The organism is Streptomyces sp. NBC_01525, from assembly GCF_045040405.1.
Taxonomy (GTDB): domain Bacteria; phylum Actinomycetota; class Actinomycetes; order Streptomycetales; family Streptomycetaceae; genus Streptomyces; species Streptomyces benahoarensis.
In genome coordinates, this window is sequence record NZ_CP109397.1 from 749,321 (window position 1) to 771,152 (window position 21,832).

The 21,832-nt window shown below is 73.4% G+C and carries 18 protein-coding genes and 1 pseudogene; 8 read left to right on the forward strand and 11 right to left on the reverse strand.

Features of this window, described 5'->3' with window-relative positions; translation table 11 throughout:
* Positions 1-45: 45 nt before the first annotated feature.
* Positions 46-435: a PPOX class F420-dependent oxidoreductase gene (locus tag OG422_RS03315; RefSeq protein ID WP_405739452.1), complete on the reverse strand. Its 390-nt coding sequence runs from the start codon at positions 433-435 to the stop codon at positions 46-48.
* Between the two features lie 437 nt (positions 436-872).
* Positions 873-2,102 carry an ROK family protein gene (locus tag OG422_RS03320; protein ID WP_405739455.1) on the reverse strand — a complete coding sequence of 410 codons (1,230 nt, stop codon included), beginning with the start codon at positions 2,100-2,102 and terminating at the stop codon, positions 873-875.
* Positions 2,103-2,474: 372 nt separating this feature from the next.
* Here OG422_RS03320 and OG422_RS03325 point away from each other — a divergent pair, with 372 nt between their 5' ends.
* Complete coding sequence (locus OG422_RS03325) at positions 2,475-3,236, forward strand: maleylpyruvate isomerase family mycothiol-dependent enzyme (protein WP_143940993.1); 762 nt, start codon at positions 2,475-2,477, stop codon at positions 3,234-3,236.
* A gap of 314 nt (positions 3,237-3,550) precedes the next feature.
* Here OG422_RS03325 and OG422_RS03330 read toward each other — a convergent pair whose 3' ends face one another.
* Positions 3,551-4,333 (reverse strand): TetR/AcrR family transcriptional regulator, encoded by a 783-nt coding sequence (locus OG422_RS03330; protein ID WP_405739458.1) that lies wholly within the window; start codon positions 4,331-4,333, stop codon positions 3,551-3,553.
* Positions 4,334-4,532: 199 nt separating this feature from the next.
* Here OG422_RS03330 and OG422_RS03335 point away from each other — a divergent pair, with 199 nt between their 5' ends.
* Complete coding sequence (locus OG422_RS03335) at positions 4,533-4,973, forward strand: nitroreductase family deazaflavin-dependent oxidoreductase (RefSeq protein ID WP_405747629.1); 441 nt, start codon at positions 4,533-4,535, stop codon at positions 4,971-4,973.
* 193 nt (positions 4,974-5,166) lie between these two features.
* Positions 5,167-5,799, forward strand: coding sequence for a bifunctional 2-polyprenyl-6-hydroxyphenol methylase/3-demethylubiquinol 3-O-methyltransferase UbiG (locus tag OG422_RS03340; protein WP_143942966.1), 633 nt, complete (start codon positions 5,167-5,169; stop codon positions 5,797-5,799).
* A gap of 44 nt (positions 5,800-5,843) precedes the next feature.
* On the opposite strand, the gene OG422_RS03345 is transcribed toward OG422_RS03340, so the two are convergent.
* Positions 5,844-7,064 (reverse strand): geranylgeranyl reductase family protein, encoded by a 1,221-nt coding sequence (locus tag OG422_RS03345; RefSeq protein ID WP_143942967.1) that lies wholly within the window; start codon positions 7,062-7,064, stop codon positions 5,844-5,846.
* A gap of 180 nt (positions 7,065-7,244) precedes the next feature.
* Between OG422_RS03345 and OG422_RS03350 the strand changes: the two genes are divergently transcribed.
* Entirely contained in the window at positions 7,245-8,606 is a 1,362-nt protein-coding gene (locus tag OG422_RS03350) for a dipeptidase (RefSeq protein ID WP_405739461.1), read from the forward strand.
* 216 nt (positions 8,607-8,822) lie between these two features.
* On the opposite strand, the gene OG422_RS03355 is transcribed toward OG422_RS03350, so the two are convergent.
* The gene (locus OG422_RS03355) at positions 8,823-9,860 is read right to left on the reverse strand and encodes an NUDIX domain-containing protein (protein WP_405739464.1); all 1,038 of its coding nucleotides are present in this window, start codon (positions 9,858-9,860) and stop codon (positions 8,823-8,825) included.
* A 638-nt stretch (positions 9,861-10,498) separates the two neighbouring features.
* Between OG422_RS03355 and OG422_RS03360 the strand changes: the two are divergent.
* Positions 10,499-11,740: pseudogene (locus tag OG422_RS03360) on the forward strand (glycoside hydrolase family 27 protein); the annotation flags it as partial.
* A gap of 58 nt (positions 11,741-11,798) precedes the next feature.
* On the opposite strand, the gene OG422_RS03365 reads toward OG422_RS03360, so the two are convergent.
* Positions 11,799-13,760: a protein kinase domain-containing protein gene (locus tag OG422_RS03365; protein ID WP_405739467.1), complete on the reverse strand. Its 1,962-nt coding sequence runs from the start codon at positions 13,758-13,760 to the stop codon at positions 11,799-11,801.
* 242 nt (positions 13,761-14,002) lie between these two features.
* Positions 14,003-14,959 carry an ROK family protein gene (locus tag OG422_RS03370; RefSeq protein WP_405739470.1) on the reverse strand — a complete coding sequence of 319 codons (957 nt, stop codon included), beginning with the start codon at positions 14,957-14,959 and terminating at the stop codon, positions 14,003-14,005.
* Between the two features lie 142 nt (positions 14,960-15,101).
* Here OG422_RS03370 and OG422_RS03375 point away from each other — a divergent pair, with 142 nt between their 5' ends.
* Positions 15,102-16,142 carry a LacI family DNA-binding transcriptional regulator gene (locus OG422_RS03375; protein WP_405739473.1) on the forward strand — a complete coding sequence of 347 codons (1,041 nt, stop codon included), beginning with the start codon at positions 15,102-15,104 and terminating at the stop codon, positions 16,140-16,142.
* 47 nt (positions 16,143-16,189) lie between these two features.
* Here the strand turns inward: OG422_RS03375 and OG422_RS03380 are convergent, their stop codons facing one another.
* Positions 16,190-16,609 carry a tautomerase family protein gene (locus OG422_RS03380; protein ID WP_405739476.1) on the reverse strand — a complete coding sequence of 140 codons (420 nt, stop codon included), beginning with the start codon at positions 16,607-16,609 and terminating at the stop codon, positions 16,190-16,192.
* Positions 16,610-16,786: 177 nt separating this feature from the next.
* Here OG422_RS03380 and OG422_RS03385 point away from each other — a divergent pair, with 177 nt between their 5' ends.
* Entirely contained in the window at positions 16,787-17,719 is a 933-nt protein-coding gene (locus tag OG422_RS03385) for a LysR family transcriptional regulator (protein ID WP_405739479.1), read from the forward strand.
* A 61-nt stretch (positions 17,720-17,780) separates the two neighbouring features.
* On the opposite strand, the gene OG422_RS03390 is transcribed toward OG422_RS03385, so the two are convergent.
* Positions 17,781-19,103, reverse strand: a complete 1,323-nt coding sequence (locus tag OG422_RS03390) for a DUF6986 family protein (RefSeq protein ID WP_405739482.1) — start codon at positions 19,101-19,103, stop codon at positions 17,781-17,783.
* A 244-nt stretch (positions 19,104-19,347) separates the two neighbouring features.
* Between OG422_RS03390 and OG422_RS03395 the strand changes: the two genes are divergently transcribed.
* Positions 19,348-19,869, forward strand: a complete 522-nt coding sequence (locus tag OG422_RS03395) for a DinB family protein (protein WP_405739485.1) — start codon at positions 19,348-19,350, stop codon at positions 19,867-19,869.
* A 76-nt stretch (positions 19,870-19,945) separates the two neighbouring features.
* Here the strand turns inward: OG422_RS03395 and OG422_RS03400 are convergent, their stop codons facing one another.
* Together OG422_RS03400 and OG422_RS03405 are read right to left on the reverse strand one after the other, a co-directional pair.
* Positions 19,946-20,908: an electron transfer flavoprotein subunit alpha/FixB family protein gene (locus OG422_RS03400; protein ID WP_405739488.1), complete on the reverse strand. Its 963-nt coding sequence runs from the start codon at positions 20,906-20,908 to the stop codon at positions 19,946-19,948.
* 82 nt (positions 20,909-20,990) lie between these two features.
* Complete coding sequence (locus OG422_RS03405; protein WP_143942039.1) at positions 20,991-21,776, reverse strand: electron transfer flavoprotein subunit beta/FixA family protein; 786 nt, start codon at positions 21,774-21,776, stop codon at positions 20,991-20,993.
* Positions 21,777-21,832: the final 56 nt, after the last annotated feature.

Here is a 21,832-nt window from a genome sequence, read left to right on the forward strand (position 1 = left end):
GGGAGGGGGCGCGGAACGCGGTCGGCGGTCGGGCGTGCCAGGGGCTCAGCGGGGGAAGGTGACGGCGATGCCCATGTGCGGCCGCTTGCCCCGGCGGAGCAGGGCGCCTCCGGTGTCGAGGATGCGGAAGCGCAGTCCGTACTTGCTGGCCATCGCGCGTCGCACCCGGGCCAGGCCCTCGGACTCCTCCATGAGGCGGGCGGTGCCTTCGAGGGTGTCCGCGCCCTCGGTGAGGTTGCCCCGCACATCGCACGGGGTGACCGTCACCCGGTCGTCGCGGCGCAGCCGTTTGACCTTTCCGCTGTCGCTCCGCGTCCACACCAGCAGCTCGTCGCCTTGGGCGACGGCCCACACCGGGGTCGCCACCGGGGCGCCACTGCGCCGGTACGTGACGAGGCTGACGTAAGGGCTGCGGGCCAGGGCTTCGGCAATCATGACGGCAGCCTACGGGCGGGCGACGGTGAAGCGGCGGCGGGCCCCCGGGTGGCGGCCAGGCGGCGACGGGCCGCGTGACGGGAACGCGTCCGCCCTGGTATGTCCCCGCGCGGTCCGGAACGTCGCCCCGCGGAATCGGCGGGCCCGCGCCCGCGCGGCGGCTCCGGCGATCCGACCGGCCCGCTTCGTTCGGCAGGCGCGAGTGGTCCGTCCGACCCGGCTGATTCAACTGGTTCGTTCGCTCGTTCTCCATGTCACACAACGTAACCGGGGCCACTGACAACGCCGCGGACCGGTCGCCGCCAACCGCCGCTCCGAAGAAGGCGGTTGACATGCGCGCGGGCCCTCTCACCTGCTCACATGCCAGGCGCGGCGGCCTCGGCCGACACCGCGCGACTCCCCCACCGCGCCGGTCCGGCGGGAGTGGCCGTGACCGCCTACGCCCTCCGCTCCCCCTGCACGACCAGCGGGTCGTCCAGCACCGGCTGCCAGGCGAGTTCCGCCGCGCCGACGAGGCTGTTGTGGTCGAGGCCGCAGGGCAGGATCGGTACGCCGCCGCTGCGGCCCCAGAGGCTGCGGTCGGCGACGACGGCGCGGAGCCTTTCCGGGTCGGTCTCCAGAAGGGTGCGGTGCAGCCCGCCGAGGATGATGCGGTCCGGGTTGAGGATGTTCACCAGTCCGGCAAGGCCCAGGCCGAGGCGGTCGATGAGCAGGTCGGCCGCGGCGCGTACGGCGGGGTCGTCGTACGCGGTGCGCAGCAGGTCGGCGGCCTGGTGGAGCAGCGAGCCCTCGGGGCCCGGGGTGCGTCCGGCCGCGTTCAGGAAGGCCAAGGGGTCGGCCTCGACGTCCAGGCAGCCCCGGCTGCCGCAGTGGCAGGGGGCGCCCTCGGGGTGCACCGTGAGGTGGCCCACCTCCAGGGCGAGCCCCGAACTGCCGCTGTGCAGGCGCCCGTCGAGGACCAGGGCGCCGCCGACGCCCCGGTGCCCGGAGGCGACGCACAGCAGGTCGCGGGCGCCTCGTCCGGCGCCGTGCCGGTGTTCGGCGAGGGCCATGAGGTTGACGTCGTTGCCGCTGAAACCGATCGCCTCGGTGACGCCCGGGATCGCGGCGTCGGCGAGCGCGCGCTGGAAGAGTTCCCGTACGGGGGCACCGGCGGGCCAGGCGAGGTGGAGCGGGTTCAACGCCTCGCCGTCCGGTTCGGCGACGGCCGACGGGACGGCGAGGCCCGCCCCCAGGCAGCGGCGGCCGGTCTCCCGCAGCAGCCCGGCGCCCGCGCCGACCGCCTCGGCGAGGACATGGGCCGGGTCGGCGGGGATGGTGCCGCTGCCGGTGGTGGTGGCCACGATGCGCCCGCCGAGCCCCACCAGGGCGACGCGGAAGCCGTCGGCGTGGATCTGCGCGGCGAGCACCACCGGGCCGCGTTCGTTGACGAACAGGCGGTGGGACGGCCTCCCTTGGGAACCGGCGGAGGCGGTCGGCCGGGAGTCGACGGTGATCAGGCCGAGGGCTTCCAGCTCCGCCGCGACGGCTCCGGCGGTCGCGCGGGTCACGCCGAGTTCCGAGGTGAGGACCGCGCGGGTGGGGGCGCGTCCGGTGTGTACGAGCTCCAGTGCGGGTCCGAGGGAGGCACGGCCCCGCTCCAGCCTGGTTGTCCGAGTCTGGGTCACGTTCCCATTCTGGCTTTGTATCGTGTCGGAACAAAAAGCGGTGGGGATTCCTGCGGCGAATCCCGTGGCGCTCTCTCCTCGCATGCGCGCGACTCCCGGGGGCCGCGCCGTCGAAGACGCCAGTGGAGTGGGTGATGCTACCGGGGTCGACCGGACGGACCCGTCAACGCTCGTCAGGTCTCGTCAAGGACCTGCCAGGCTCGTCAACGCACCGCCTCCGGGGGGCCGGTGACGCCTGCGAACCAGGACATCACACGTACGGATACGGGTGGGCGGAGGCGGGCACCGAGATTAGTTGTGGGCGAGGGATCGCGGGCGGGTGAGCAGGGGCGTCGGGCTTCGTTGTCAGTGGTGGCTGGCAGACTCGGGGGCATGGAGATCACCGAATTCGTCGAAGCACTGCGGCTGGACGGCGCGCTGCTGGCCGCCGCCGCGGAGGAGGCCGGGCCCGACGCCCCGATTCCGGCGTGTCCGGAGTGGCGGATGCGCGATCTGGTCGCCCACGTGGGCCGGGTGCACCACTGGGCCGCGCGGTATGTGACCGAGGGGCTGGAGCAACCCTCGACGCCGGACGCCGCTCCCGATCTCGCCGATCAGGAGCTGGTGCCGTGGCTGCGGGAGGGCCATCACCGCTTGGTGGTGGCGCTGCACGAGGCACCGCCTTCCCTCGCCGCATGGGCCTTCCTGCCCGCCCCGTCGCCGCTCGCCTTCTGGGCCCGGCGGCAGGCGCACGAGACGGCCATCCACCGTGCCGACGCCCAACAGGCCCTCGGCGCCACGCTCACACCGCTGCCGCCCGCCTTCGCCGCCGACGGCATCGACGAGATACTGACCGGGATCCACAGCCAGAAGCGCAGCCGGGTGCGCACCACGAAGCCGAAGACCCTGCGGGTACGGGCGACGGATGCGGCCGACGCGGAGTGGACGGTCCACCTGTCCGAGGCACCGGCGCGCACCCTGCGGACCTCCGGGAAGCCCGGCGGCGCGGGGGCGGACGACCCCGCCGACCTGAGCATCGAGGGGCCTGCCGAAGCGCTCTATCTCACCCTGTGGAACCGCGCCCCGTGGAACGGCCTGACGGTGAAGGGCGACGAGGCGCTTGTGCGGCTCTGGGAGGAGCATGGTGGCATCTGACGGAGGGGCAGCGGGGGCGAGGGGCGGCGCTCGTCGGCCGTGGTGACGTGTGGGTCCAGCGTCGGACTGTCGCCCCCGCCCCCCTGACAGCGGCACCCGAGGGGCCACCGGCCGTCGTACGCACCGCCATGGGGTGAGAGTCAGCGGCCGCCATCACCCGACCCCACCCTCCGGGAGGGAACCGGCCGCGCCCCCACACGCCGCGTGCGAGGAGCAGCGCCGCCCGGGGCACACCGGTAGCCGTACGAGCCGAGCCGAGTACGGATCGTCGGGCCAGGCACCACACAGCCGGGCCGGAAGGCCGAGCCTCCGGATCAAGCAGAGCCGACCGGGTCGGCGCTGAGCCCCACCCCTCCCGCAAGCCGCCGGACCGTATACGCGAAAAAGGCATCGCGGTCCTCGACAACCCGGTTGAACTGGCCGAACAGCTCGAAGCTGATCAGACCGAAGAGTTGGGCCCAGGTCGCGACCAGGGCTGCCACAACGGGGGCGGGCAGGTCGATGTCCAGCTCCGCCATGAGGGTGCGCGCCTCGTCCGCGAGCGCATCGGGCAGCGGACCGGGGGGCTCGCGGAGCGCGCCGGCGGCATGGGCGTCGCAGACCACGGCGGTCAGTGCGCGGGCGACCCGTCCGGCGGGCGCCGCCGTCGTCCGCGGGGCGTGGTAGCCGGGGACGGGGGTGCCGTAGATCAGGGCGTACTCGTGCGGATGGGCCAGCGCCCAGGCGCGGACACCGCCGCAGACGGCGACCCAACGCTCGACGCATACGGCCGCATCCGGCCCGCCCACCGCGACCGGCCCACCCGGCCCACCCGGCCCACCCGATCCGCTCGGCCCCGATCCACCCACCCCGGGATCCGCTGCTTCCGCCGCCGCACCGATCGCGTGGTACGCGTCGAGGACCAGGGCGGTGAGCAGGTCATCGCGGCTGGGGAAGTAGCGGTAGAGCGCGGAGGAGGCCATTCCCAGGGCGCGGGCCACGGCGCGTAGGGAGAGCTTGGCGGCGCCCTCGGCCGCGAGTTGCGTGCGGGCCTCGTCCTTGATGGCCGCAGTGATTTCGCTGCGGGCCCGTTCCCTGGCCCCTCGGATCGCCGTCATGGCAGGGAGTCTGCCATCCATCGGATCACCGCACCACAAAGCGGTCGGTGAAACAAAACGAGAGCAGCGCTCTTGCCTACTCGCGCCTCGTTCGTGCACACTGCCCTCAAGCGAGAGCAGTGCTCACACTTTGGTGATCGAGCCCGTTCTTCGCACCACCGCAGTGCAGAAATCAGTCCTGAGCGCCCCGGAGGGCCAGATGTCCCGCTACCTCAAGCCCGGCCGTACGACCGCCCGCTTCAACGCCGCCGTCGGCTGGCTGGCCCGCCGCGGTATCAGCCTCGCCGGTGCGGCGGACCTCTCCGTCCGGGGCCGCAAGAGCGGCGCCTGGCGGCGGGTCCCCGTCAACCCGATGACGTACGACGGTGCGCGCTATCTCGTCTCCGCGCGCGGGGAGTCCGACTGGGTGCGCAACATGCGCGCGGCCGGTGGCGGACAGCTGCGGGTCGGCCGCCGCACCCGTGCGTTCATCGCCGTGGAGCTTCCGCCGAGCGAGACCCCGGAGCTGCTGCGGGCCTATCTGCGGCGCTGGGGCTGGGAGGTCAAGTCGTACTTCGGCGAGATCACCGCCGACTCCCCCGACGAGGCGCTGCACGCCGCGGCCCCGCGTCACCCCGTCTTCCGCATCACGGAGGCGTGAACCGGCCCGCCGGCCGGCAGGGGCGAGGCGCTGTCACGCCGGTACGGAACCCGGCAGGACAGCGGGCCGATATGACGGGGGACGGGCCACGGCCGAGAAGTACCCGCACACCCCTGAAGCCCGTAACCGCCCCCAGGCCCTCCCCACTTATCCAGCCGACACCCCGCCGGAAGACCCCCTACTCTTCTCGCTCGTGACCGAAACTTCCTCGTACCTCGAAACAACGGCGGGCGCCTACGACGCCGTTGCCGTTCTCTACGCCGACCTCGTCCGCGATTCGCTGGACGGGCTTCCGCTGGACCGTGCCGTACTCGCCGCGTTCGCCGAGCTCGCCCCTGGTGGCGGGCCCGTCGCCGAGCTGGGGTGCGGCCCCGGGTACCTGACCGCGCACCTGCGGGGCCTGGGGCTGGACGTCTTCGGCATCGATCTGTCGCCGGTGATGATCGGTCTGGCCCGCGAGGCATACCCGGACCTGCGGTTCGAGGTCGGCTCCATGGACGCCCTGGACCTCGCTGACGGCACCCTGCACGGCATCGTGTCCTGGTACTCGGTCATTCACACCCCGCCCCGGCACCTGCCCTCGTACTTCTCCGAGTTCCGGCGGGTGCTCGCGCCCGACGGCCACCTTCTGCTCGGCTTCTTCGAGTCGGAAGGCGGGCCGATCACGACGTTCGACCACAAGGTGACGACCGCCTACCGGTGGCCGATCGACGACCTCGCGGAGCTGGCCGGGAAAGCCGGGTTCACCGAAGTGGGACGGATGCTGCGGGAGCCGGGCGAGGGGGAACGGTTCCGCCGGGGCCATCTGCTGCTGCGCAAAGGCTGATCGGCTGCCGGTCAGCACTCAGCGCGGGCCCCACACCCCCGGGCTCACCCCTCCTTGGCTTGCCGCCGGTCCATGACGTCCAGCGCGCGACGGGCCAGCGGATGGCTGCGGACCAGTTCGCCGAGGGTGGTCGTGCCACGGGTGATGTCGGCGAAGGCGTTCCAGGCGGGGCGGAAGCCGGTGAGGACGGCGTGCAGCAGGCCGGGGCGGCGCGCGAAGACGGCGTGCATACGGCGGCCGACGCTCATCTCGACGCCGAGACCTGCCTTGATGGCGAAGGCGTAGTTGAGAGCCTGGCGGCGGGCGTCCACGGCGTCGTGCGCCTCGGCGACGCGGGCCGCCCACTCGCCCGCCAGCCGCCCCGAGCGCAGCGCGAAGGAGATACCCTCCCGCGTCCACGGCTCCAGCAGGCCCGCGGCGTCCCCGGCGACGAGGACGCGACCGCGGGAGAGCGGCGAGTCGTCGGTGCGGCACCGCGTCAGATGGCCGGACGAGACGGCCGGTTCGAAGCCCGCCAGGCCGAGCCGGGCGATGAAGTCCTCCAGGTACCGCTTGGTCGCGGCGCCCTCGCCGCGGGCGGAGATCACGCCGACGGTGAGGGTGTCGCCCTTGGGGAAGACCCAGCCGTAACTGCCGGGCAGCGGGCCCCAGTCGATCAGGACGCGGCCCTTCCAGTCCTCGGCGACGGTCGGCGGCACCGGGATCTCGGCCTCCAGACCGAGGTCGACCTGGTCGAGCTTGACGCCGACATGTGCGCCTATCCGGCCCGCGCTGCCGTCCGCGCCGACCACCGCGCGGGCGAGGATGACCTCGCCGCCGCTGAGCACCACGGCGACCGTCCGGCGGTCGGGCACCGTCGCGCCGTGCTGCTCGACCCGGGAGACCGCCACGCCGGTACGGATCTCGGCGCCCGCGTCCTTGGCCGCCTTGACCAGGCCCTCGTCGAACTCGGGGCGGTTGATCAGCCCGAACAGCATGCTCTTGGAGCGGCGGGTGCGGGTCAGCCGGCCGTTGAGCGAGAAGGTCACCGCGTGCACCCGGTCGCGCAGCGGCAGCGTGAAACCGGGCGGCAGGGAGTCGCGGGAGGGACCGATGATGCCGCCGCCGCAGGTCTTGTAGCGGGGCAGTTCCGCCTTCTCCAGGAGCAGCACCCGGCGCCCCGCGCACGCCGCCGCGTGTGCCGCCGAGGCGCCCGCGGGACCGGCGCCCACCACCACGACGTCCCACACCTGCTCGTTGTCCTGGGCTGCCTGCTCGCTGCTCACCGGTGTTTCTACTCCCGTTCGAATCCGTGCTGCGCCTACCGTCCGCATCCTACGGGCCGCGCTCGGCTCGAACGTCTGTGGGAAGATCGGAGGGATTCACACCCGTACCTCCGGACCCGCGGCACCCCGCCGGACGGACCGCGGGTCCGGAGGCACACCCCGCGCCCACAAGGAGCGTCCATGTCTGACAGCCCGCTGGCCCGTACCGTCGCCGCGTTGCAGTCCCGCGCCCGTACCGAACTGGCCGAGCTGGTGGCCTTCCGGTCGGTCGCGGATCCGGAGCAGTTCCCGAAGAGCGAGTGCGAGGCGGCAGCCGGCTGGATCGTCGACGCGCTGCGGGCCGACGGCTTCCAGGACGTGGCGCTGCTCGACACCCCGGACGGTACGCAGTCGGTCTACGGCTTCCTGCCCGGCCCCCAGGGCGCGCCGACGGTGCTGCTGTACGCGCACTACGACGTGCAGCCGCCGCTGGACGAAGCCGCCTGGGACTCCCCGCCGTTCACCCTGACCGAGCGGGACGGCCGCTGGTACGGCCGGGGCGCGGCGGACTGCAAGGGCGGCGTGATCCTGCATCTGACGGCGCTGCGGGCGCTGCGGGAGCACGGCGGGGTGCCGGTGAACGTCAAGGTGATCGTGGAGGGTTCGGAGGAGCAGGGCACCGGTGGCCTGGAGCGGTACGCCGAGGCGCACCCGGAGCTGCTGACCGCGGACGCCCTCGTCATCGGGGACGCCGGGAACTTCCGCGTCGGGCTGCCGACGGCGACCGCGACGCTGCGCGGGATGACGCTGGTGCGGGTCTCCGTCGACACCCTGGCGGGCAATCTGCACTCCGGTCAGTTCGGCGGCGCCGCGCCCGACGCGCTGGCGGCGCTGGTCCGCATCCTGGACTCGCTGCGCGCCGAGGACGGTTCCACGACGGTGGACGGCCTCGCCGCGGACGCCACCTGGGAAGGGCTCCAGTACCCGGAGGAGGAGTTCCGCAAGGACGCGAAGGTGCTCGACGGCGTCGGGCTGATCGGCGGCGGCACGATCGCCGACCGGATCTGGGCCCGGCCCGCCGTGACCGTCCTCGGCATCGACTGCCCGCCGGTCGTCGGCGCCACCCCGTCCGTCCAGGCGGGCGCCCGGGCGCTGATCAGCCTGCGGGTGCCGCCGGGCACCGACGCCGCCGAGGCGACGCGGCTGCTGACCATCCATCTGGAGAACGCCGCGCCCTGGGGCGCGCGGGTCGCCGTCGAACAGGTCGGCCAGGGCCAGGCGTTCCGCGCCGACACCGACAGCCCGGCGTACGCGTCGATGGCGTCGGCACTCCGCGAGGCGTACGACGGCCAGGAGATGCAGATCGCCGGAATGGGCGGCTCCATCCCGCTGTGCAACACCCTGGCGTCGCTCTACCCGGAGACGGAGATCCTGCTGATCGGCCTGAGCGAGCCCGACGCGCAGATCCACGCCGTGAACGAAAGCGTCTCCCCGGAGGAGCTGGAGCGGCTGTCGCTCGCCGAGGCGCTGTTCCTCCAGCGGTACGCGGCCGAGCGCGGCTGACCGGCCGGATCGACGGTGTACGTCACCGGGCGTCCGCGAACGGCGCGGGCGCCCGGGGTGGCGTGATCGGGCCCAGGGCCCGGGGCGACGCGGTGGCGTGTCCGAGCCGGGCCGCCCGTTCCGGGCACGCCCCGCCCAACGGACCGGCGCACGCCGCCCCGTCGCGCGCCGGTCACCTCACGCCCGGCGCGCCCCCGCCCGACGGTCCCGCACCCTCTAGCCGCCCGCCGGAACACCCCGCTCCAGCAGCATCGGGCAGCCGCGTTCGCGGGCCCGTAGCGCCCAGCGCAACCGGCGGAAGCGGACCGGCGGCAGCAGGTGTTCCGCCTCGGACTCGGTGACGAAGCGCCATTCGCGCAGCTCCGCGCCGGGGAGCCGTAGCCCGCGGGTCTGCTCGTCGGTGAGGCGGCCGCCGTCGAAGAGCAGCCGCAGACCGCCGAACCCGGGCGGTTCGGGCGCCTCCCAGTCCAGGACGAGCAGGCGCGGGGTGCGCGGCAGCCGGAGCGCCAACTCCTCCACGACCTCGCGGAGTCCGGCCTGGGTGGGCGGTTCGCCGTGCTCGACGATGCCGCCGGGGAACTCCCAGCCCGGTTTGTAGGTGGGGTCGACGAGGAGGACGCGGTCGGCGTCGTCGAAGAGCAGCACCCCGGCGGCGAGGGTTTCGGCGGTGGGTTCCGGTGTCTGCACGATGCCGCAGTCGGCCGTGCCGGAGCGCACCGCCTCGGCTATCTCCTCCGCGGCCCGCCGGGGCGTCAGCCGCCCGGTGTCCACCACGTACGCGTCGTCCTTGAGCCAGCTCAGCGCCTCGGCGTACGAGGTGAGGGCGTCCAGCCCCCAGCGGCGGACCTGCGCCGCGCTCGCCCAGTCGGCGGCGGTCTCCTCGCGGTGCGCGATCCGCTCCCGCAGGATCGTTTCCTCCGCATCCAGCAGAAAATGCCGGACCGGAATGCGGCGCGCGGCGAGCGCGCCGAAGATTTCGTCGCGGTATTCCTGGCGCAACAACGTCATCGGGGTCACCAAGGGGCCGGGGACCTCGGTCAGCAGCGCCGCCGCGGTGTCCACGACCAACCGGCGCCAGGCGGGCAGGTCCTGGAGGTCGTCGATTTCCTCCAGGCGCTTGGCGGGCAGCATCATCCGCAGGCCCTGACCGAGGAGTTCGGGGTCGTAGAGCGTGCTCCCGGGAAGCAGGTCGAGCAATTCCTGCGCCGCTGTGGTCTTGCCCGCACCGAACGTGCCGTTCAGCCAGACGATCACGGTGTCCCCTCTTCTCTGGAACCAGGTGAGTTGCCCGCACCAGCCTGCCACGGAAAACGCTCGAATCCACGGGCCGCGCGCACAGCCGGGGACGGTGCGCAGCGCGCGGCGGCGCCGTGGACGCGGGGCGCTGCGCGGTCCCCGTGCACGCGCCGGTCGCGAAATGCGCCACGGTGGGGACACCACCTCGTATCCCGCCCCGCGAAGCCCTCGGCAACCAAGCGCTCCCCAGCGCCTACCGGACCGAAACCCCCGCCCGCGCACGGGCGCGAGGAACGCCGACATCCGCATATGACGGCGGCGCATCGCCCAGGAATCGCACACATCGGTGTCACCGAGCGGCCCATTCCCTGCCATAAGTCCGGTAGGGGAAGGTGCCGCCCATGAATGTCGCGCCGCCGGACCCGGCTCGACGTCACCAAAACCCGCCCCGCACATCGCACACGAACGCACGCATCCGCGCAGACGCGAGGGGATACGAACCGTTCCCGGACCCCAACCGGCGGCAGCATCACGGCCGTTCAGAGCCGATCCGCCGCACGACGTACCTCTTCCAACAGAGTTCAACAGGCTCTACCGTCACCTCTCACGAGCGACCGGTCCATCCCCATCCATCCCCCGAGGACGGAGACCTGATCATGCGTCAGCTCCTGCGTTCCCCCGCCACCCGCCGACGGCGCACCGCGGCCCTCGGCACGCTGTCCGCCGCGCTGCTCTGCGTCGTAGCGACAGCCGCCCCAGCGTCCGCCGCCCGGACGCCCGCCGCACCTGCCACCGGCAAGGCCGCGGACGGACTCGCCGCCACTCCCCCGATGGGATTCAACAACTGGAATTCCACGCACTGCGGCCTGGGATTCAACGAGAAAATGGTCAAGGAGATCGCCGATCTCTTCATCGACAAAGGACTCAAGGACGCCGGATACACCTACGTCAATCTCGACGACTGCTGGGCGATGCCCACCCGCGATCCGAAGGGACAACTCGTCCCCGACCCGGTCCGTTTTCCGCACGGCATCAAAGCGGTCGCCGACTACGTCCACGCCAAGGGGCTGAAGTTCGGCATCTACACCAGTGCGGGCACCAGGACCTGCAGCGACATCGGATTTCCCGGGGCGCTGGGCCATGAGGAATCCGACGCCCGGCAGTTCGCCGACTGGGGCGTGGACTATCTCAAGTACGACAACTGCAACAACCAAGGCGTGGACGCCCGGCAGCGCTACACCGCCATGCGCGACGCACTGCGCGCCACCGGCCGCCCGATCACGTACAGCATCTGCGAATGGGGCGAGAACAAACCCTGGGAATGGGCCGCGGGCCTCGGGCAGTCGTGGCGTACCACCGGTGACATCAGCGACAGCTGGTCGAGCATGCTGGACATTCTGAAAAAGAATCTGCCGCTCGCCCCGTACGCCGGTCCCGGTCACTGGAACGACCCGGACATGCTGGAGGTCGGCAACGGCGGTATGACGGACACCGAGTACCGCAGCCACTTCACCCTCTGGGCGATGATGGCCGCGCCCCTGCTCATCGGTACCGATCTGCGCACCGCGTCCCCGCAGACGTACGACATCCTCCGCAACGAGGACGTCATCGCGCTCGACCAGGACCCACTGGGCCGCCAGGCGACCGTGCTGGACAGCGCCGACGGACGGTGGACGCTGGTCAAGGAGCTGGCCGGCGGGGACCGGGCGGTCGCACTGTTCAACGAGAGCGACGGCGAGCAGCGGATCACCACCAGCGCGACCGCCGCCGGACTGCCCGAGGCGCCCGGCTACCGGCTGCGGGACCTGTGGCAGCACACCGAACGGCACACCAGTGGCGAGATCACGGTGACGGTGCCCGCGCACGCCACCGTCGTCTACCGGGTGACCCCCGAGAAGGGCGCCTGAGTCCGGACGCCTTCGTGCCGGGCGGTCGCCCCGCCCGGCACGGCGGCGTTCAGCAGACCGGCAGCCCCGGCATCGGCTGATCGTTGGCGCCGCCCTTGAGGTAGACGACGCTGATAAAGACGCCGGTGTTACCGCTGTCGTCGTCCGTCTTGGCCCACCAGACGTTGGTCCACCGGCCGGAGGTCTCCCGGCGGCCCAGATTCGCCTGGCAGTAGAAGTAGTTGGTACCGCCGTTCACCACACCGGCCTTCTGACCGGACGCGGTGTACGAATCGGCGGTGCGCCACACCACGCAGTTGGTCTTCCCCGCGTCCCCGGGGGTGCACGAGGTCTCCGGCGGCGGGGTGCTGCCGCCACCGGTGGGGTCACCGGACCCGTTTCCGCCCTCCGCACCGCCGCCGTGGCCGCCGTCGCCGGTGCTCGGTTCGTCCGCGGGGGAGGAGGTGTCGTCGGACGGCTCCTCCGTCCGCGACGGTTCGCCGCCCGGGCTCTCCCCGGCGTTGCCCGCGCCACCGTCCGTGGCCGTGTTCTTGTCGCCGCCCTTGTCGCTGCTCTTGGCGTCCGGGGAGATCGGCGCCCCGGGCTCGGTGGCGCGGCCGGCATCGCCGTCGGCCGGCGCCGACGCCCCGCCCCGCGCGGAGGGCTCGCCCTTGTCGCCGACCATCAGATACGTCACCCCGCCACCGGTCGCGAGCACCACCAGCACGGCGGCGACGGCGAGCGCGATCCGCCCGCCGCGGCGCGGGCGCGGCAGCGGCGCGGTGTCCCGTGCGGAGCGGGACGCCGCCACCGCGCCGACCACCGCCGTCGGCTGATCGTGGACCGGCTCCGGCCCGCCCGACGGCGCCTGCGAGGACGAGCCCGCCGCCCCCGGCCCGGAGAGCCAACCGGTGGGCGCACCCGAACCGTTGCCGCCGGTGGCCGCCGCCCCGAACGGCCGCGGCGGCGGGGGCGGGCCCACCGGCTTGATGTCCGTGGCCGTCGGCAGATGCGGTGCGCCGGGCACCGGCATGGCCCCCGGATCGCCCCCGTCGGCGACCGCCTGCAGCATCTCCCGGGCGCGCGCCGCGTCCGGCCGGTCCGCCGGGTTCTTCGCCATCAGCGCGTGCAGCACCGGCGTCAGCGGCCCGGCTCGCTGAGGCTCCGGCAGCGGTTCGGTGACGATCGCCGTCAGCGTGGAGTACACCGACGTACGGCGAAACGGCGCGGTACCGCCCTCGACCGCCGCGTACAGCGTCATGCCCAGCGACCAGATGTCGGACGCGGGGCTCGGGCCCATGCCCTGGGCGCGCTCGGGCGGGAGGTAGTCGAGCGAGCCGACCAGTTCGCCGCTGCGGGTGATGTTGGTCTCGGCGCCGTCGCCGGGCGCCTCGATGCTGGCGATGCCGAAGTCGGTGAGGACCACCCGGCCGCTGCTGTCCAGCAGGACGTTGCCGGGCTTCACATCGCGGTGCAGCACCCCGGCGCGGTGCGCGGCGTCCAGCGCGTCCATCACCCGGGCGCCGATCGCGGCCATCTCGCGCGGTTCGATGCCACCGCGGCGCCCGACCGCGTCGTCCAGCGACGGCCCGTCCACCAGCTCCATGACGATGACGGGGCGTCCGCCCTCGTCGATGACGTCGTGGACGGTGATCACGCCGGAGTGCCGGATCCGGGCCGCGGCGCGGGCCTCGCGCTGCATACGGGTGCGCAGATCGGCCAGCTCCGGCGCCGAGGCGTCGGTGTAGGCGCGCAGCACCTTGACGGCGACCTCGCGGCCCAGCACCTCGTCCACGGCGCGGCAGACCACGCCCATGCCGCCGCGGCCGATCCGGCCGGTGACGCGGTAGCGGCCGCCGAGCAGACGGCCCGCCAGATCGTCCTCGGCGCGGGCGCCGGACCCGCCCGCCGCCTGCTTCCCGGCGTCCGGGCCCGGCAGCCCACCCGTCACGTCGTCCGGCCCGGCGGAACCGTCCCCGCCCATGCCGTTGCCCTCGTCCGCCCCGCGCTGTCCGCGCTCCCCCGAAGCCACGTCGCCGTTCCTCCCGCTGCCCGACGTCGCCGTCGGCCGTTTCGCTGCCCGCCTCTTCCGACGTGCACCAGCGTAAGGCGCCGGACGAGTGCCCGGGACGCCTCCGGGGCGTCGAATCGTCCGCCGGGAAGACGGGGTTCGCGGCGTCCGGTACGTACGTCCGCACACGGAAGGACGTCCCGACACCGGGTGTACCGGGACAAGCCCGGCAACACGGCCGGGCACACGAACCCGACGGGCCGTCAGAACGTGGCGGCGAAGGCGTCGAGGCGGAACTGTTGTGCGGCGGCCGCGGCGGCGCCCACCAGACCGGCGTCCGTGCCCGTCTCGGCGGGGACGACGGTCAGCCCGGACACGAAGGAGAGCGTCGCGTACTCCCGCAGCGCCCGGCGCAGCGGCGCGAACAGCACCTCACCGGCGCTCGCCACCCCGCCGCCGACGACGGCGAGTTCGATCTCCACGAGCGCCGCGGTGGCGGCGATCCCGGCGGCCAGCGCCTGGGCGGCCCGTTCGAAGGAATGCCGGGCGACCGGGTCCCCGGCGCGCGCCGCGGCCGCCACCGCCGCCGCGCCGTCCTCGCTGCCGGGCCCCGGCCGCCAGCCGTTCTCCCGTGCGCGGCGGACGATGTTCGGGCCGCTGGCGATCCGCTCCACACAGCCGCGGGCGCCGCACGGACAGCGGTCCCCGTCGAGGTCGACGCTGATGTGACCGATGTGCCCGGCGTTGCCGGTGGGCCCGGGGTGCGGGCGGCCGCCCAGGATCAGGCCGCCGCCGACGCCCGTGGAGACCACCATGCACAGCGCGTTGGCCCGGCCGCGCGCCGCGCCCTGCCAGTGCTCGGCCGCCGCCATCGCCACCCCGTCGCCCATCAGCACGACGGGAAGGTCACCGGTGAGCGCGCGGACGCCCGCGACCAGCGGGAAGCCGCGCCAGCCGGGGATGTTGACGGGGCTGACCGTCCCGGCCGCCGCGTCCACCGGCCCGGCGCTGCCGATGCCGACCGCGCCCACCCGCGCCCACTGCGGCGCCGCGGTCAACTCGCCGACCACCGCGGCCACCGCGCGCATCACCGTGGCCGCGTCCCGGTCGGCGGGGGTGGGCCGGGCGGTGCGTACGAGGAGCCTGCCGTGCCCGTCCACCAGGGCTCCGGCGATCTTGGTACCGCCGATGTCCAGGGCTGCGCTGAGGTCCTTCTGCATCGGTGTCGCTTCTCCTGGTGGACGGGGGGACCAACGGCGCCGGTCCGGTGACGGAGAGGTCAGTCTCACCCCAGGTGACAACGTTGTCCAGCGGCTATGCTCGGCGGAACACCGCCAGCCGCAGCCGAGGGGGACCCCGCACGTGACCGACACCGCCCGGGGCAGCTCCCGCCGCTACGGCACCCGTCCCACCATGAAGGACGTCGCGGCGCGCGCCGGGGTCGGACTGAAAACCGTCTCCCGGGTGGTCAACGGCGAGCCGGGCGTCACCCCGGACACCGAGCGCCGCGTCCAGGAAGCCATCACCGCCCTCGGCTTCCGGCGCAACGACTCGGCCCGGATCCTGCGCAAGGGCCGCACCGCCAGCATCGGCCTGGTCCTGGAGGACCTCGCCGACCCCTTCTACGGTCCGCTCAGCCGTGCCGTGGAGGAGGTCGCGCGGCACCACGGCGCGCTGCTGATCAACGGCTCCAGCGCCGAGGACCCGGCCCGGGAGCAGGAGTTGGCCCTGGCGCTGTGCGCGCGGCGGGTCGACGGGCTGGTGGTGATCCCGGCGGGCGACGACCACCGCTATCTCGCGCCGGAGATCGCCGCGGGCGTCGCCACCGTCTTCGTGGACCGTCCGGCCGGGCGGATCGAGGCGGACACCGTCCTGTCGGACAGCTTCGGCGGCTCGCGGGACGCGGTCGCCCATCTCCTCGCGCACGGCCACCGCCGGATCGGCTTCATCGGCGATCAGCCGCGTATCCACACCGCGAAGGAGCGGCTGCGCGGCTACCGCACCGCGATGGCCGCCGCCGGGCTGCCGGTGGACGACGCGTGGGTCTCGCTCGGCACCACCGAACCGGAGCGGGTGCACACCGCGGCGCGCGCGATGCTGGACGCGCCGGAGCCGGTGACCGCGCTGTTCGCCGGGAACAACCGCGTCACGGTCACCCTCGTACGGGTCCTGCGGCAGTGCACCGCGCCGGTGGCGTTGGTGGGCTTCGACGACTTCGAGCTGGCGGATCTGGTGAGCCCGGCGGTCACCGTCGTCGCGCAGGACGCGGCCCGGATGGGGCGGACCGCTGCCGGGCTCCTCTTCCGCCGCCTGGAGGGCGCCGACGAGCCGCCGCGCCGGGAGGAGATCCCGACCCGGCTGATCGCCCGCGGCTCGGGCGAGATACGGCCCGCACACGACTGACGTGCGATAACTCCCTTGCAGTGAAGGGATGTTGGGGGCTCAGGGGCTCACCCGGACGCCCCGGTGCGGTCCATCCGCACGTCGTAGCCGGTCGCCGGGTCGACGACGCGTCCGGCGGCCCACCAGTTCTCCCCCGCAGTCTCGACGACGCAGAGGAAGAGGTCTTCCTCCGGGACGCCCGCCGTGTCGCGGAGGCGGTCGCGGACGGCGGCGAAGAGCGCCTCCTTCACCTCGGGCGGCCGGGAGTTGAAGAACATCTGCACCACCAGGGTCCGGTCGCCGCGCGGGATGCCGAAGGCGACCGGCTCCGTCTGGATGTTCTCCGGCCGGAACTCGTGGAGGTGGTGGAAACGGTCGCCCTCCGGTATCCCCAGCACGTCCACCATGGCGCGGTGCACGGACAGCGAGACGTCGCGGCGGAAGGCGGGGGTGGTGCCCTCGCGGAGAAAGATGTTGACCAGGGGCATGGTGGAGGTTCCCGTCCGGGTGGGTGACAAAGGGCAGGGGCGACCGGGGCAGGGTGTGCGCCGGGGCCGTACGGGGGCGGCGTCCGGCGCCGGGCCGCCCGTTCGTGCCGTCACGCTACGGGCCTCAACTCCCTTGCCACCAGCGCATGATGCGCATGCTGACTATGCTCACCGCGCATGGATGAGCGCACGGGTGAGGGCATGGACGTGACGCTGGCCGGGCTGCGGGTGCTGCGGGAGGTCGCCGAGCGGGGCAGTTTCACCGCCGCGGCGGGGGCGCTCGGCTTCTCGCAGTCGGCGGTGTCCCGGCAGGTGGCCGCGGTGGAACGGGCCGCCGGGGCGCGGCTCTTCGACCGCCGCCGCGGCGGGGTGCGGCCGACCGCCGCCGGACGGGCACTGCTGCGCCACGCCGTCGTCGCCCTGGACGCCGTGGACGCGGCCGGGCGGGAGCTACGGGGCACGGCGGCGGGCGAGGGCGAGGTGCGGCTCGGGTTCTTCTCGTCCGCCGGGCCGGTGCTGGTGGCCCGGGCGCTGGCGACGCTCCGTCAGGACCGGCCGCGGGTACGGGCCGTGACCCGGGAGGCGGGCACCCCGGCGCTGGTGCGCGCGCTGCGCAGCGGGCGGCTCGATCTCGCGCTGCTCTCCTCCCGGCCGCCGCACCGCTCCCCCGACACGGACGCGCCCGCGCTACGGGCCGAGCCGTTGCTGGAGGTGCGGCTGCGGGTGGCGGTCGCGGTGCACGGGCGGTTCGCCGGGCGCACCACGGTCACCGCGGAGGAGATCGCCGGGGAGCCGTGGATCGCCGGACCGTCGGGGGCGGACGGCGCGCTGTTCGGGGTGTGGCCCGGGCTGCCGGGACGGCCCCGGGCCCACCACAGCGCGCGGGACTGGCTGACCAAGCTCCATCTCGTGGCCGCGGGCGCGGGGGTGACGACGGTTCCGGAGGCGCTGCACCCGGCGTTGCCGCCGGGGGTGCGGCTGGTGCCGGTCGAGGGCGTCGCCGAGGAGGTGCGGCGGGTCACCGTCGTACGGCTGCCGGGGCCGGTGGCGGAGCCGGTCGCGGCGGTGGTGGCGGCCCTGCGGCAGGTGGCCGCCGAGGTGGCGGGCTGAGCGGGACGGGCCGCCGCTCCCCGGTGGCGGCGGCCCGGTGGCTCATGACCAGGGCCTGTCGTCACACTCCCGTTGCCGCCCGGAGGCGGGAGTGTGACGACAGGCCCTGGCGGACCGGGCGCCCCGCGAGAGCGTCCAGTTCGGTGCGGGTCAGTCCGGTGAGCCGGGCGACCTCGGCGGTGTCGAGGGCGCCGCAGTCCAGACCGCGCAGGAGGGAGGAGCTGAGCGCCTTGGCGGTGGCGGGTTCGTCCATGACCGTGCCGCCGGCCTTGCCGACGTAGGCGGCGAGCCGGGCCGCGGCCTGCTCCAGGCCCTCGCGGTAGAAGGCATAGACCGCGGCGTAGCGGGTCGGGAGGTGGCCCGGGTGCATGTCCCAGCCCTGGTAGTAGGCGCGGGCGAGGGAGCGGCGGACGAGACCGTGGTGCAGGCGCCAGGCGGCGTGGACCTGTTCGGTGGTGCCCACGGGCAGGACGTTGGTCGAGCCGTCGGAGAGGCGGACGCCCGTCCCGGCGGCGGCGACCTGCATGACGGCCTTGGCGTGGTCGGCGACCGGGTGGTCCAGGGACTGGTGGGCGGCGCTGACACCGCAGGAGGCGCTGTAGTCGAAGGTGCCGTAGTGGAGCGAGGTGGCGCGGCCCTCGGCGGCCTCGATCATGCGGGCGACGGTGGCGCGGCCGTCGGCCCCGAGGATGGACTGGGTGGTCTCGATCTGGATCTCGAAGCCGATCCGGCCGCTCGCCGGCCCGTGCGCCTTCTCGAACTCCTCCAGCAGGCGGACCATCGCGGTGACCTGCTCGGCGTAGGTCACCTTGGGCAGCGTGAGGACCAGGCCCTCGGGCAGGCCACCGGCGTTCATCAGGCCGGTGAGGAAGATGTCGAGCGTGCGGATGCCGCGGTCGCGGACGGCGGCCTCCATGCACTTCATGCGGATGCCCATGCAGGGCGCGGCGGTGCCGTCGCGGTACGCGGCGGCGACGAGGGCAGCGGCGCGGGCGGCGGCCGCGTCCTCCTCGGCGTCGGGCCGGGGCCCGTAGCCGTCCTCGAAGTCGATACGGAGGTCCTCGACCGGCTCGCGCGACAGTTTGTCGCGGACGCGGTCGTGGACGGGCCCGGCGAGGTCGTCGGGGATGCCGAGGACGCGGGCGAGCGCACCGGCGTCCGGCGCGTGCGCGTCGAGGGCGGCCAGCGCCTCGTCGCCCCAGGTCCGCAGGGTGGTGGCGGTGAAGGCGTCGGCGGGGACGTAGACGGTGTGAACCGGCTGGCGGGTGCCGGGGTCGCCCGGGTACCGGCGGGCGAGGTCCGCGTCGACGTCGGCGAGGGAGGCCCCGATGTCCTCGCGTACGGTGTCCGCAAGGCTGGTCGCCACGGTCTCCTGCTGCCCCATTCGACATCCTCCCGATGGTTACGCGCGATACGCGAGCAACTTCCGTGTAACGGAATCAACAATCCGCATAGCGAAGCTAACCTTGGCGGGTGGCAAGGTCAACACCTCTTTGCGCCCACCACGGGCCGTCGCCACGGCCGGGCGGCGCAACGGCCGGGACGCCCCGGTGCGGTGGCCCGGCCCGGCGACCCATGGCCCCGCAAAGTGCCTGGCACCGCGCGGCGCGCCCCGGCAGACTCACCGCATGACGACTTGGATCGCACCCTTTGTGGAACGCCGCCCGATGCCCGCCGCCGTCGGCGAGCGCGAGATGCTGCAGGGCTGGCTCGACTGGCACCGCGACACCCTGCTGACCAAATGCGCGGGCCTGACCGGCGAACAGCTGACGCTGCGCAGCGCGGCGCCCTCCACCCTCAGCCTCCTCGGGCTGGTACGCCACCTCACCGATGTCGAACGCGCCTGGTTGCGGCAGCGGTTCGCCCGCGAACTGATCCCCTCGCTCCACATCACGGACGAGAACCTCGACGCCGACCACGACGACGGCACTCCCGAGAGCGCCGAGGCCGATCTCGCCGCGTTCCGCGCGGAGACCGTGGCGTGCGATGCGGCGGTGGCGGACCGCGGCCTCGACGAGACGTTCGCCGCACCGCGCGGCCGGGAGCTCAGTCTGCGCTGGATATACGCCCATCTCATCGAGGAGTACGCCCGGCACAACGGCCACGCGGATCTGCTGCGGGAGCGGATCGACGGCGTCACCGGCGACTGACCGCTCATGGTGAAGGCCCCGTACGCGCGCGTACGGGGCCTTCACCATGAGCGCGGGCCGGCCGGCCCGAAGTGACTCAGCCCTTGCGGATCTTGACCTCTTCGGTCAGGGCCGGGACGACGTGGAAGAGGTCGCCGACGACGCCGTAGTCGACCAGCTCGAAGATCGGGGCCTCGGCGTCCTTGTTGATGGCGACGATCGTCTTGGAGGTCTGCATACCGGCGCGGTGCTGGATCGCACCGGAGATACCGGCGGCGATGTACAGCTGCGGCGAGACCGACTTACCGGTCTGGCCGACCTGGTTGGTGTGCGGGTACCAACCGGCGTCCACCGCGGCACGCGAGGCACCGACGGCGGCACCGAGCGAGTCGGCCAGCGCCTCGATGACCGGGAAGTTCTCGGCGCCGTTGACGCCGCGGCCACCGGAGACCACGATCGCGGCCTCGGTCAGCTCCGGGCGGCCGGTCGACTCCCGCGGGGTGCGCGAGACGATCTTGGTGCCCTTGGAGGAGTCGGCGACGGTCACATCGAGCTGCTCGACCGTACCTGCGGCCGGAGCGGCCTCGGGCGCGGCGGAGTTGGGCTTGACGGTGATGACCGGGGTGCCGGTGGTGACGCGCGACTTGGTGGTGAAGGACGCCGCGAAGACGGACTGCGTGGCGACCGGGCCCTCGTCACCGGCCTCCAGGTCGACGACGTCGGTGATGATGCCGGAGCCGATACGCACCGCGAGACGCGCACCGATCTCCTTGCCCTCGGCGGAGGACGGCAGCAGCACGGCGGCCGGGGACACCGCCTCGTAGGCGGCCTGGAGCGCGTCGACCTTGGGGGCGACGAGGTACTCGGTGAACTCGGGGGCGTCGGCGGCGAGCACCTTCACCGCGCCGTGCTCGGCGAGGGTGACGGCGGCGGTGTCCGCACCGGCGCCGAGGTGCACGGCCACCGGCTCGCCGATGCGGCGAGCCAGGGTGAGCAGTTCGAGGGTGGGCTTGCGGACGGCACCGTCCACGTGGTCGACGTAGACAAGAACTTCAGCCATGGGGTGACTCTCCTGCGGGAAGAATGAGGGCGGTTGCAAGGGCGGCCGGGGTGCGCGGGCGCGAACCCCCGGCCGGTGGGCCTCAGATGAACTTCTGGCCCGCGAGGAACTCGGCGAGCTGCTTGCCGCCCTCGCCCTCGTCCGTGACGATCGTGCCGGCCGTACGGGCCGGGCGCTCCACGGCGGCGTCGACCGCGGTCCAGGCACCCTCCAGGCCGACCTCGTCCGCGTCGATGTCGAGGTCGTCCAGCTCCCAGGACTCCACCGGCTTCTTCTTGGCGGCCATGATGCCCTTGAAGGAGGGGTAGCGCGCCTCGCCGGACTGGTCGGTCACGGACACGACGGCCGGGAGCGACGCCTCCAGCTGCTCGCTGGCGGTGTCGCCGTCACGGCGGCCGGTCACCTTGCCGCCGTCGACGGCGACCTCGGAGAGCTGGGTGACCTGCGGGACGTTCAGCCGCTCGGCAAGCAGGGCGGGCAGCACGCCCATGGTGCCGTCGGTGGAGGCCATACCGCAGACGACCAGGTCGTAACCGGCCTTCTCGATGGCCTTGGCGAGCACGAGGGAGGTGCCCAGCGCGTCGGTGCCGTGCAGGTCGTCGTCCTCGACGTGGATGCCCTTGTCCGCGCCCATCGACAGCGCCTTGCGCAGCGCGTCGTTGGCGTCCTCGGGGCCAACGGTGAGGACGGTGACCTCGGCGTCGTCGGCCGCCTCCTTGATCTGCAGGGCCTGCTCGACGGCGTATTCGTCCAGCTCCGAGAGGAGGCCGTCCACGTCGTCGCGGTCGACGGTCAGGTCCTCGGCGAAGTGCCGGTCGCCGGTGGCGTCGGGCACGTACTTCACACAGACAACGATCCTCAAGCTCACGCCGGCTCTCCTACCTGCTTCGTCTCTTCAGAACTGCCTTGTGCTGGCAGCATAGG